Below are 13469 nucleotides of genomic sequence, written 5' to 3'. Positions count from 1 at the left end.
ACTACATAATAAAGGGGTAGTAAAGAATGCCTAACAGTCAAAAGATTCGTCATTCGTTATCATCTGCGCAGTCTGGTATGTGGTTTGCGCAACAATTAGATCCGCTTAATCCAATTTATAATACTGGGGAATATGTAGAAATAAACGGAAATATTCATCAAGAAATTTTCGAACTAGCTGTACGTAAAGTTGTAATGGAAGCAGAAGCACTTCATGTTCGCTTCGAAGAGGATGAAATTGGCCCATGGCAAGTTATTGAAGAATCACAGTTTCATATGCATTTTATTGACGTTCGTAAAGAAGAAAACCCTGAAGAAGCTGCTAAAGTATGGATGAAAAATGATTTATCTATGCCAGTCGATTTGAAAAAAGATACTTTATTTACTGAAGCACTTATTCAAGTTGAAAATAATCGTTTCTTTTGGTATCAGCGCATCCATCACATTGTGATGGATGGCTATGGATTTTCACTTCTTAGCCAAAAGGTAGCGAATGAGTATACATCACTTATTGAAGAAACAAACAAGAATGAAAAGCCATTTGGTTCTCTTGCAAAAGTTGTGCAAGAAGATATTGCGTATCGTGAATCTAAACAATTTCAGGAAGATCGTGCTTTTTGGTTAGAGAAGTTTGCAGATGAACCGGATGTCATAAGTTTAGCAGAACGAGCACCGAGAACAACAAATGGATTTTTACGAGAAACAGCTTATTTATCTAGTTCTAGTACGAAAACTTTATTAGAAGATATCAATATTTCGTTAACAAGTTGGCCGGAATTCATTGTCGCTGTAACAAGTATTTATATGCATAAGTTAACAGGTGCAAATGATATTGTTTTAGGTTTACCGATGATGGGACGTCTAGGTTCTGTATCTATTCATACACCAAGTATGGTAATGAATTTAGTACCACTGCGCCTCACTGTAACTCCAAATATAACTCTTGCGGAATTATTACAGCAAGTTTCTAAAGAAATCCGAGATGTACGTCGCCATCATAAATACCGTCATGAGGAATTAAGAAGAGACTTAAAGTTACTAGGTGAAAATCAAAGGTTGTTTGGACCGTTAGTGAATGTTATGCCTTTTGATTACGGGCTTAATTTTGCTGGAAATCGTGGTATTACGCATAACTTATCAGCAGGACCTGTAGATGATTTATCGATAAATGTATATAAACGTTTTGATCAAAATGAGCTAATGATTCATTTTGATGCGAATCCCGAAGTATATAATGACGCGGAGCTAGCAGTGCATAAAGAAAGATTTATGAATCTATTTGAATTAGTAATAAATAATTATGAGAAAAACGAGTCGATTGGAAAAATAAACATTACTCTGCCTGAAGAAAATCATAAAGTTTTATTGGAATGGAATGAAACGAAGGAAGACGATGAGTTAATCAGTCTACCTATATCATTTGAAAAACAAGTGCAAAAAAATCCAAATAAACTAGCGATTACTTGTGACGGTGTAAACCTTACGTATAAAGAGCTAAATGAACGAGCGAATGAACTAGCACATTATTTAGTAGAAGAAGGAATACGACCAAACCAGTTTGTAGCTTTAGTGTTCCCTAGATCAATAGAAATGGTAGTTAGTATGCTAGCAGTCTTAAAGGCTGGTGCAGCATATTTACCAATAGATCCAGAATACCCAGCAGAAAGAGTTAATTATATAGTAAATGATGCAAAACCAGTTTGTATCATAACACATTCATCTGTTTCATCTAAGTTAGTTATAGAAAATGATATGAAAAAAATTGTATTAGATGAAGAAGAAACGAAACTAGCGTTACATACATATTCTCGCATGAATATAGCATGTAAGAATGATGTATCACTTTTAAACCCAGCCTATACAATATATACTTCAGGCTCAACAGGAAACCCAAAAGGTGTAATTGTTTCTATGAGAGGTTTAAGTAACTTTTTAATGGCTATGCAACAAAATTTTTCATTAAATGAAAATGATCATTTATTAGCAGTTACAACGTTTGCGTTTGATATTTCTGCTCTAGAAATTTATTTACCTCTTATTAGTGGTGCAAGTTTAACAATTGCGCAAAAAGAAGACATACAAGAGCCTTCTGCATTAACGACACTTTTACAAGAAGAAAGAGTGACCATTATGCAGGCTACACCGACGCTTTGGCAGGCGTTAGTAACTGATTATCCAGAAAAGCTACAAGGGCTAAGCATACTTGTTGGTGGTGAAGCTCTTCCAGCGCATTTAGCAAATAAATTAAAAGAATTAGGTTGCTCAATAACTAATTTATATGGACCAACTGAAACGACGATTTGGTCTACTTTTATGAACATTGATGAAGGTGAAAAGGGTATACCTCCTATTGGAAAGCCAATTTGCAATACAGAAGTGTATGTATTGGATGCAGGGTTACAACCAGTTCCACCTGGAGTTATTGGTGAACTATATATTGCAGGGGAAGGACTTGCAAGCGGATATTTAGGAAAACCTGAGTTAACAGCTGAACGGTTTGTTGCAAATCCTTATGGAGAATCAGGGAAGCGCATGTACCGTACAGGAGATCTTGTGAAATGGCGTAATGATGGTGCGTTAGAGTACATTAGTCGCGCAGATCATCAAATTAAAATCCGTGGATTCCGAATTGAATTAGCTGAAATTGAAACGGTATTACAACGACATGAAAGTATTCAACAAGCGGTAGTAATGGTACGAGAAGATCGCCCAAATGATAAACGCATCATTGCGTATATCGTTGCAGAAGAGGAACCGATTAATCTTTCAGAAATTCGTTCTTATGTTTCAAAAAGTTTAGCGAATTATATGATACCATCGGCATTTGTTGTGCTAGAAGAATTACCATTAACGCCAAATGGTAAGGTTGACAGAAAGAAATTACCTGCTCCTGATTTTAATGGAATGAACAATGAGAGGGTTGCTAGAAATCCGAAAGAAGAAATATTATGTGATTTATTTGCAGAAGTACTTGGTGTTTCTCGAATTAGCATTGATGATAATTTCTTTGAAATGGGTGGACATTCACTTCTCGCATCTCGTTTAATGGCAAGAATTCGTGAAACGTTAAGTGTGGAATTAGGAATCGGGAAACTATTTGAATCACCAACTGTTGCCGAACTGGCGAAACAATTAGACTATGCAAAAAGCGCAAGACCAGCTATTCAGAAAGCAAGTAGGCCAAATGAAGTTCCACTTTCATTTGCACAGCGCAGGTTATGGTTCTTAAATTGTTTAGAAGGTCCAAGTCCTACTTATAATATTCCGCTAGTCATTCGTATGAATGGAATATTGAATCGAGAAGCATTACAAGGTGCTTTTTATGATGTAGTTGAGAAACATGAAACACTTAGAACAATTTTCCCTAACGTATTAGGTAGTTCCTATCAAAAAATTTTAGATATGGAAAACTTAAATCTAGAAATGGTTATAACTAATACATGTAAAGATGAATTAGAAAGTGTACTTTCAGAGGCGGTAAGATATAGTTTTAACCTCGATTTTGAGCCGGCAGTTCGTTTGCAACTTTTTACAGTGAGTGAAAACGAACATGTATTATTAATTCTATTACATCATATTGTAGGTGATGGCTGGTCATTACAGCCGTTAACGAGAGATTTTACAGGAGCGTATAAAGCACGATGTCAAGGTGACAGAGTTCAGCTGGAGACACTTCCAGTTCAATACGCAGATTATGCACTTTGGCAACAGCAATTGCTAGGTGATGAAACGACACCAGAGAGTCTTATTTCAACACAATTAGATTTTTGGAAAGAAGAACTTAAAGGTTTACCAGACCAAATGGAATTACCTACAGATTTCCAGCGTCCAATTGAGACAAGTTACCGTGGGGAAACAATTCATTTTCATATAGATGAAGGTATGCATAGTAGGTTAGTAGAGCTTGCACGTAAAAATGGAGTTAGTTTGTTTATGGTGCTACAAGCAGGGCTTAGTGCACTATTTACAAGATTAGGTGCAGGCACTGATATACCAATTGGAAGTCCGATTGCTGGAAGAAATGATGATGTACTTTCAGATATTGTTGGTTTATTTGTAAATACATTAGTGTTACGTACAAATACTTCAGGAGATCCAAGTTTTAAAGAATTATTAAATAGAGTGAAGCAGGTAAATCTTGCAGCTTATGAAAATCAAGATGTTCCATTTGAAAGACTTGTTGAAGTGTTAAATCCAGTACGTACTCGAAATAGCCACCCGTTGTTTCAAGTTATGTTAGCTTTTCAAAATACACCAGAAGCAACGTTTAATGTACCAGATTTAGAAGCGAGCCTTGAAATTCAAAGCGTCGGTTCTGCAAAATTTGATTTAACATTTGAAATTAGTGAGAGTAACGGGGGTGATGGTACTCCAAACGGTTTACATGGATTACTAGAGTTTAGTACCGATTTATATAAACGTGAAACGGTTCAAAAACTAATAGAACGATTCATTTTGTTATTAGATGATGCGGCGACAAATCCGGATCAATCCATTGGCAGATTAGAAATATTAACTTTAGCAGAGAAAAATACAGTATTAGAAAAGTGGAATGGTGGTTTTCAAATTGCACCAGAAATGATATTGCCACAATTATTTGAAAAGCAGGCTCATATAAATCCAAACTCTATTGCTGTTGTCTTTGAAGATAAGAAATTAACTTATGAAGAGTTAAATAAAAAAGCAAATAGAATAGCTCGTTTGTTAATAGCAAAAGGAATCGGTCCTGATCAACTCGCTGCTTTAGCAATGCCGAGGTCTTTAAATATGGTTGTGAGTTTACTTGCGGTTCTTAAAGCAGGAGCAGGTTATCTTCCATTAGATCCAGATTACCCGTCTGATCGTATTTCATTTATGCTCCACGATGCGAAACCATCATGTGTTTTAACAAATTCAAATGTGGAAATTGAATGTGATGAGGAACTGAAAATTTTAGTTGATGATGTAAAAGTAATAGAAGAAATTGAGAAATATAGTGAAGACAATATTGATGAAATGGAGCGTGTGAAGCCGTTAACTCCTTCACATATTGCTTACGTTATTTATACGTCAGGTTCAACAGGTAGACCGAAAGGCGTTATGATACCTCATCAAAACGTAGTGAGACTTTTAGGAGCAACTGATCATTGGTTCCAATTTGACGCAGACGATGTTTGGACGATGTTCCATTCATACGCTTTTGATTTCTCGGTTTGGGAAATTTGGGGGCCTTTGTTATATGGAGGGCGTCTAGTCGTAGTACCACATACTGTAAGTCGGTCGCCGAAAGAATTTTTACAACTTCTTGTTAAAGAAAAGGTAACTGTTTTAAACCAAACTCCATCAGCGTTCTATCAATTGATGCAAGCAGATCGTGAAAATGAAGAGATTGGCCAAAAATTATCTTTACGATATGTTGTTTTTGGAGGAGAAGCACTTGAGCTAAGTCGATTAGAAGATTGGTATAGTCGACATTCTCATAATGCACCAAAGCTTATTAATATGTATGGTATTACGGAGACGACAGTACATGTTAGTTATATTGAATTAGATGAAATAATAGTCTCTTTACGAGCAAACAGTTTAATTGGGTGTAGTATACCTGATCTTAAAGTGTATGTGTTAGACAACTATTTACAACCAGTGCCACCTGGAGTAGTTGGAGAAATGTATGTTGCAGGTGCAGGGCTTGCTCGTGGATATTTAGGAAGAGCAGGCTTAACTGCAGAACGGTTTATTGCAGATCCATTTGGGAAGCCAGGTACAAGAATGTATCGTACTGGAGACTTAGCGCGTTGGGGTCAAGATGGGACGCTAGATTATATAGGACGTGCAGATCACCAAATAAAAATTCGTGGATTCCGAATTGAGTTAGGGGAAATAGAAGCGTTAATAATGAAACATCCTAAAGTTGAACAAGTCGCCGTTATTGTAAGGGAAGATCAACCAGGGGATAAACGGTTAGTTGCTTATATCGTTGCATCAAATAATGAAATGATTGATACGAATGAAATGCGTCAGTATGCTGGTGGTAGTTTACCAGATTACATGGTTCCATACGCTTTTGTTATAGTAAATGAGTTGCCTTTAACTCCAAACGGTAAATTAGATAGAAAGGCATTGCCAGCTCCAGAATTTATCGCATCATCTTCTAGTCGTGGACCAAGAACACCGCAAGAAGAAATGCTATGTGACTTGTTTACAGAAGTTTTAAGTGTGCCTCAAATTGGAATTGATGACGGATTCTTTGATCTAGGTGGCCATTCACTTCTTGCAGTACAGCTTATGAGCCGTATTAAAGAAGCACTTGGGGTTGAACTAAATATCGGAACTTTATTTGCAGCACCTACTGTTGCAGGTCTTGCTGAAAGACTTGCAGTGGGAAATGGACAAAGTGCACTTGATGTGTTGCTTCCATTACGAGCAAGCGGAGACCAATTACCACTATTTTGTGTACACCCAGCAGGTGGATTAAGTTGGTGCTATGCAGGACTTATGAAATCTTTAGGTACAGACTATCCAATCTACGGTGTACAGGCACGTGGTATTGCTAAAAATGAAGAACTTCCAAAAAGTTTAGAGGAGATGGCAGCGGATTATTTAAAACACGTTCGTGAAGTACAGCCTCACGGACCATATCGTTTACTCGGTTGGTCGCTCGGAGGAAATGTTGTTCATGCAATGGCAGCGCAACTACAAAATGAAGGGGAAGAAGTAGAATTACTCGTTATGCTAGATTCTTATCCTGGCCACTTCCTACCGAATACGGAAGCACCAACTGAAGAAGAGGCGTTAATCGCATTACTTGCTTTAGGTGGATATGATCCAGATAACATGGATGGTAAACCACTTACGATGGAAAGTGCAGTTGAAATACTTCGTAAAGATGGAAGTGCATTAGCAAGTCTTGAGGAAGAGACTATTTTGAACTTGAAAGAAACATATGTAAATTCGGTAGGGTTGTTAGGGAAGTATGTACCGAAAGTTTATAACGGAGATATTTTATTCTTTAGATCTACTGTTATACCAGACTGGTTTGATCCTATTTCTCCAAATACGTGGCTAAATTACTTAGATGGGAAAATTGTACAACACGATATTGATTGTAGACATAAAGATTTATGTCAACCAGGACCACTTACAGAAATTGGACAAGTATTAGCGAAATATTTGCAGAATAAGAAAGGGGTAAGTACAGTATGACGAATCCATTTGAAAATGATAATTACACATATAAAGTATTAATGAATGAGGAGGGCCAGTATTCTCTCTGGCCTGCCTTTCTCGATGTACCTATTGGATGGAATGTCGTACATGAAGAAGCTAGCAGACAAGTTTGCTTACAATATGTTGAAACTAACTGGAAAGATTTGAATCCAAAAAGTTATCAAGCTGGCGAAAAAATATTAGTAGGAAAACGATAATGAAGGTAAAAATAAATCCAAAAGTAGTTGTAAGTATCGTTTATATTACAGCGATGTTTATGGCTGCAATGGATGCAACAATTGTAAATGTAGCATTACAAACGATAAGTAAAGAACTACAAGTGCCGCCATCCGCGATGGGGACGGTTAATGTTGGGTATTTAGTTAGCTTAGCTGTTTTCCTTCCAATTTCCGGTTGGTTGGGAGATCGCTTCGGTACGAAAAGAGTATTTCTAATCGCTCTTTTCGTATTTACAACTGCGTCTGCATTATGTGGAATAGCGAACGATATTACTTCATTGAATATTTTTCGTATCATTCAAGGTGCTGGCGGGGGGCTTTTAACACCAGTTGGGATGGCGATGTTATTCCGAACATTTTCGCCAGAGGAAAGGCCGAAAATTTCACGGTTTATTGTATTGCCAATTGCTGTTGCACCGGCAGTAGGACCAATTATTGGCGGTTTTTTTGTAGATCAAATGTCTTGGCGCTGGGCATTTTATATTAATTTACCGTTTGGAATCGTAGTGTTACTATTCGGTCTTCTATTTTTAAAAGAGCATATTGAAAAGTCAGCTGGTCGTTTTGATTCTCTCGGTTTTGTTCTTTCAGCACCAGGATTTGCGATGATAATTTATGCACTTAGTCAAGGACCATCAAAAGGCTGGGTTTCTCCAGAAATTATGAGTACTGGGATAGCTGGGATTGTATTTATTACATTGTTCATCGTTGTAGAACTTAGAGTAAAGCAACCGATGTTAGATTTACGATTATTAAAAGAACCAGTCTTTAGAAAAATGAGCCTTATTTCATTGTTTTCATCCGCTGGTTTACTAGGAATGTTATTTGTTTTTCCACTTATGTATCAAAATGTAATAGGAGTTTCCGCACTGGAATCAGGCCTTACGACATTTCCAGAGGCGATTGGGTTAATGATATCGTCACAGATTGTGCCATGGTCATATAAGAAATTAGGAGCTCGAAAGGTAATTTCTATTGGATTAATTTGTACGGCGATTATCTTTGTTTTATTAAGTTTTGTAAATCACGATACGAACGCATGGCAAATTCGGGCATTATTGTTTGGCATCGGTATTTTCTTAGGTCAGTCTGTTGGAGCAGTTCAATTTTCTGCATTTAACAATATCGCACCACCTTCTATGGGGAGAGCGACTACTATATTCAATGTGCAAAATCGATTAGGTTCAGCGATAGGAGTTGCTGTTTTAGCTAGTATACTAGCCGGTTTTGGAAATAACAGTGCACAACATAATGCTCATTCAGATTTCTTGCCATATCAAGCGGCATTAATTGGATCAGCAATATTTTTACTTGTAGCATTACTATTTTCTTTACGTATTTCTGATAAAGAGGTAATGTCAAAGAAGAAAGAAAAAATGTTATCCGTATCAAAAAAACAGAAAGCACTTGTCAATGAATAACAATTGATATTCGTTGTATAAAGGAGAGTTTACATGATAGAAAGTAAAGTTGTAGATTCTATACCAACTTTGAATGAGAATGATTGTCAAATATGGTGGGGAAGAATTTCAGATTTACAATCATGGCATTACAATTTACTAAATGACGTTGAACGAGAGAAAGCAAATTCATATCATCATTCGGCAGATCGTGCCCGTTTTATAATAGGTTGCGTAATTAGTAGATTAGTTATTGGGAAGATACTTTCTATGTCGCCAGTGCAAGTGCCGATTGATCGAATGTGCCCAGTATGTAAATTACAACATGGCAGACCGCAATTACCAGAAGGAATGCCACAAATATCGGTTTCACATTCAGGTGAGTGGGTTGTTGTTGCATTTACAAAGTCTGCACCTGTAGGCGTTGATGTTGAACAAATGAATCCAAATGTAGATGTTATGAAAATGGCAGAAGGCGTATTAACAGACATTGAAATAGCGCAAGTTATGAAATTACCTAATGAACGGAAAATAGAAGGTTTTTTAACATATTGGACTAGAAAAGAAGCAGTGCTCAAAGCGACAGGTGAAGGACTAATGATTCCACCAGTGGATATTACTATCTCAGCTCCAAATGATCCTCCAAACTTGTTAGTTTTTAAGGATAGACATGAGTTAGTAGAAACTACAATGATTGAAGATATAAGACCAAGTGTAGATTATATGGCTTCAATTGCAATATTTAGTAAAGAAGTAACTAAAATCACACAGATAGACGCAGTAGAGCTTTTAAATTATAAATAAGTTTAATAAAATATCTTATAGAAGAGGTGTTCCTCATGTTAGTAGCGGAAAATAGAACAAATGAATTCACTTATAATGTACAAGCAATTAAAAATATTTTATTTGCTGGAGATACATCATCTATTCATGCTTTAGAAAAGTTATTGAATGATACAGTTCAGTTTGATGTCCTCGAACAAGAGGTACTTGATAGACAATACATCCCGAAAGAAGCAAAGAATTTCTTTGATAAAAACGGAACATTTCTTTACCGTGTATCTCATGTTAGTTATAAAGGAAAAGTGTTATCTGAAAATCTAATTTTTGCGGACACTTCGTTTTTACCAAATACAATTAAGAGTGAATTAGAGAGTGGAAACATTCCAGTTGAAAAACTTATAGAAAGGATGAAAGTAAGAAGAAACGTATTATACGAAGGGTATCAGCCTTCTGGAAATATTATTGAATTATTTGATGGATGCTCTGTTGCAGCGAATGTGTATCCAACAAGAAAATATCAAATTGTAAGTAACTGCAAATGTATATTTTATATTTGTGAAGTGTATCATGCAGAGAATATAAAGGAATTACTAAATTAAAACAAGAAACCAGCCTATAAAATGGCTGGTTTCTTGTTTATTTCACAGCTTCTTTTAACTCTTTACCTGCTTTAAATGCAGGAACTTTACCAGCAGCGATTTGAATTTCTTCGCCAGTTTGTGGATTACGTCCTGTACGAGCAGATCTTTCACGCACTTCAAAAGTTCCAAAGCCGATTAATTGAACTTTATCGCCAGATTGTAATGCAGTAGCAATTGTGTCAAATACAGATTGTACAGCTGCAGAAGCATCCTTTTGAGAAATATCAGCTGATTGTGCGACATTTTTAATTAATTCTGTTTTGTTCATGTTTTCACCTCATAAAAAAATTTTTTGGAATGAATGATTTAGTATAATAGTTAGTAAAGATAAAGCTATTTATATTGTTAGAAAGAATGCTATATAGTTATGTTAATTTCGTTGCAAGAAACTGAATCCCTGCTAATAATTAGGGATTAATTAAGAATTGATGCATAGAAAACGTTGTAATATGAGGATGAGGGGGAGTATACGGATGATTTTTCGTGAAAAGGATGAGAAAGAAAGTATATTAATTCGTCAACATGATCATGGTTTTTTAGCTGGAGAGATTGCGAAGCATATAAAAGAAGATTTTTTTGAAGATGACACATATTTAAAAGAGACAATTGATGCAATATATGAGCATGATAGAGGATGGATAGAACTTGATAAAGTACCAATTTTGAATGATGCTAAAAATATCCCATATACATTTATGGATTGTCCAAGTTCATTACGCTTTGTCTTTTATACGATTGGTTTGAATGAAATTGAAGATTCCAATCCATACGGAGCATTACTTTGTAGTAAGCATTTTTTATCATTTCCATTAAATGAGGAAGATGAAGAGATGATGTCATTTTATACAGGGGAATTGGAACGACAAAAAAGAATATTGAAAACACTAACAAAAGAACAATTTGCGATGTTCGATAAACATTATAGATTATTAAAGTTTTGCGATGAACTTTCTTTATATGTCTGTATGAATAAACCAGGGGTAGAAAAGAAAGATGAAATTGATTTGTTTAAAGATGGTTTTGAAGGAACAGAAATGTTTAATAGTAAAGAGGGGAAACCTATTCAAGCTGAATGGATAGATGAGGAAACAATTCGGATTACACCGTTTCCATTTCAAACGGAATTTCATACGTATGTAAAATATAAAACTATAGATAAACGTGAAATTGAAGAAAAAGGAATTGTAAAGGCTGATAGAGAATCAGAAATGAAGAAACAAACTATTCGTTTCATACAATAAGGAGGCGATTTCGATTGAAAGAGTACATGTTAAAACAGGTGGATTACCATGCTTGGGCTAATATACGATTATTCAATCGACTAAAAGAATTACCAAATTATGAGACTATTTTTAATGAACAGATACAGAGTGTATTTCCATCAATCAAGGAGACATTTGCGCATATTTATATTACAGATCAAGTGTGGTTACACATATTGCATGGTAAAAGTATGAATGAAGCAATACAAGACCGAGAAAATTTACGAAAACAAATCGAAACTAAATCGTTACATGAATTAGAAAAAATGTTTGAAAATATGACAAATCAATATAAAGACTTTTTAAGTACAATACAAGACGTGAATGCTGTATTTGTTATTGAGAATCCATATGTAGGGAAATTAGAAACTTCAATTTTAGAGTTGGTACAACATGTCGTAAATCATGGTACATATCATAGAGGAAATATAACAGCGATGCTTCGCCAACTTGGGTATTCGTCGACAATGATGGATTTTGTACTTTATTTACATATGGCGCAGAAAGAGGGAGAGTAATATAATTTGTAAGAAGGAGAGACTTTAATTGTAAAAGTCTCTCTTTCAATTTTATCCCGCTTTAATGGTAGAACGACTGATTAAAGTTTTACTTTATTTCTTAAGAGGCTTTATTTTCTTGTAATTGCTTAGCGTATTGTACCGCCTTATATGCATTGACTCTACCATTTTTCCAGTACGTACCTGTACCGCTAATTTTATCAGAAGTTGACTCAATAATTTGGCGAATTTGTGTATTGCTATAACCTTGATTCGCTAAAAGAGAAGCGACTCCTGCAACGTGAGGTGTTGCCATAGACGTACCACTTAATGATTGATACGTGCTACCTTTATATGTGGAATATATATTTGAACCTGGAGCTGCAACATCTACCCAGCTACCATAAGTAGAAAATGAAGATTTTCTATCTAATTGGTCTGTAGAAGCAACTGCAATTACTTCGCTGTAATATGCAGGGTAATTTGCTTTTGTATTTCCAGCATTTCCAGCAGCTGCAACAATAACAGAGCCTTTATTCCATGCATATTGAACAGCTTGTTGTAATGCAGTCCCACCATTTGGAGCTCCTAAACTTAAACTAATTACTTTTGCACCTGAATCAGCAGCTTCTCGAATACCTTGCGCTACTGAATCAAGAGTCCCACTTCCTTGATTATCTAATACGCGGACAGCATAAATTGAAGTTTGTGGGGCAACACCAGCAATTCCGACACTATTATTCGTAAGTGCTCCAGTAATTCCAGCGCAATGTGTACCATGACCATTACCGTCATCAGAAACATTGTCGTTATCAACATAATCATGCCCGTAAATTACTTTCGAAGCTAAATCAGGGTGTGAACCTTGTACTCCTGTATCAATAATAGCTACTTTTACACTAGAATCACTTCGTTGACTATCCCAAGCTAGTGGAGCTTGAATTTTTTGTAATCCATATTGATTTTTATAATATGGATCGTTCGGAGTCCAGAAGGAGTGAACGTAGTAATTCGGCTCTGCATATTCCACATCTGGATTGTTTTTATAACTTTTTATCTTTTCTTTTACAGTACCTTTCGAAAATTGAACGACTTCAAAACCTAACTTATCATCTTTAGATAAAACATTAGCACCAACAGACTTATGAAAAGATTGCACATTACTTAAAGATGCATTTTGTTTGAACTTAACGATCAATTGGTTAGGGACGTAATCAGTAGATGATGTTTCAGCACTTGAAGTATTTGTGTTAAAAAAGAAACCACCGATAATAAATGATAAAACAGATAGGAAAACAATGATTTTGTTTTTCAAAAGATTTTTCCTCCCTTTTGTTGGATAAGTTTTTCAGCGACGCTTTAATGTCGCATTCCTTTTCAACTATATAGTTAGACCATACGATTTATGTCATTTATGTGAAAAACTTTTAGTGGAATAAAAAAGGGAAAGATTGATATAAATA

The 13469-nt window shown here is 35.6% G+C and carries 9 protein-coding genes; 7 read left to right on the top strand and 2 right to left on the bottom strand.

Annotation, left to right across the window (positions count from 1 at the left end; translation table 11 throughout):
- Positions 1-26: 26 nt before the first annotated feature.
- Genes ACYVEC_RS16765 through ACYVEC_RS16745 form a run of 5 tightly spaced genes read left to right on the top strand, consistent with a single transcriptional unit; the run spans position 27 to position 10205 of the window.
- Positions 27-7181: an amino acid adenylation domain-containing protein gene (locus ACYVEC_RS16765; protein ID WP_460507375.1), complete on the top strand. Its 7155-nt coding sequence runs from the start codon at positions 27-29 to the stop codon at positions 7179-7181.
- Entirely contained in the window at positions 7178-7402 is a 225-nt protein-coding gene (locus ACYVEC_RS16760; RefSeq protein WP_063223370.1) for an MbtH family protein, read from the top strand. Before ACYVEC_RS16765 ends, ACYVEC_RS16760 begins: the two co-directional genes overlap by 4 nt.
- Positions 7402-8844 carry an MDR family MFS transporter gene (locus ACYVEC_RS16755; protein ID WP_460507372.1) on the top strand — a complete coding sequence of 481 codons (1443 nt, stop codon included), beginning with the start codon at positions 7402-7404 and terminating at the stop codon, positions 8842-8844. The genes ACYVEC_RS16760 and ACYVEC_RS16755 overlap by 1 nt, the downstream gene beginning before the upstream one ends.
- A 33-nt stretch (positions 8845-8877) precedes the next feature.
- Positions 8878-9627 carry a 4'-phosphopantetheinyl transferase Sfp gene (sfp, locus tag ACYVEC_RS16750; RefSeq protein WP_063223368.1) on the top strand — a complete coding sequence of 250 codons (750 nt, stop codon included), beginning with the start codon at positions 8878-8880 and terminating at the stop codon, positions 9625-9627.
- Positions 9628-9662: 35 nt separating this feature from the next.
- Positions 9663-10205 carry a hypothetical protein gene (locus tag ACYVEC_RS16745; protein WP_063223367.1) on the top strand — a complete coding sequence of 181 codons (543 nt, stop codon included), beginning with the start codon at positions 9663-9665 and terminating at the stop codon, positions 10203-10205.
- Between the two features lie 37 nt (positions 10206-10242).
- On the opposite strand, the gene ACYVEC_RS16740 is transcribed toward ACYVEC_RS16745, so the two are convergent.
- Entirely contained in the window at positions 10243-10515 is a 273-nt protein-coding gene (locus ACYVEC_RS16740) for an HU family DNA-binding protein (RefSeq protein WP_001043907.1), read from the bottom strand.
- A gap of 205 nt (positions 10516-10720) precedes the next feature.
- Here ACYVEC_RS16740 and ACYVEC_RS16735 point away from each other — a divergent pair, with 205 nt between their 5' ends.
- On the top strand, positions 10721-11488 hold the full coding sequence (locus ACYVEC_RS16735) for a DUF3891 family protein (RefSeq protein WP_063223366.1): 768 nt from the start codon (positions 10721-10723) through the stop codon (positions 11486-11488).
- A 14-nt stretch (positions 11489-11502) separates the two neighbouring features.
- On the top strand, positions 11503-12027 hold the full coding sequence (locus tag ACYVEC_RS16730) for a DinB family protein (RefSeq protein WP_063223365.1): 525 nt from the start codon (positions 11503-11505) through the stop codon (positions 12025-12027).
- Positions 12028-12127: 100 nt separating this feature from the next.
- On the opposite strand, the gene ACYVEC_RS16725 is transcribed toward ACYVEC_RS16730, so the two are convergent.
- Positions 12128-13321: a S8 family peptidase gene (locus ACYVEC_RS16725; protein ID WP_063223364.1), complete on the bottom strand. Its 1194-nt coding sequence runs from the start codon at positions 13319-13321 to the stop codon at positions 12128-12130.
- Positions 13322-13469 lie beyond the last annotated feature (148 nt).

Source organism: Bacillus sp. MN7755, assembly GCF_054771475.1.
This window is presented reverse-complemented; position numbering and strand designations above follow the sequence as displayed.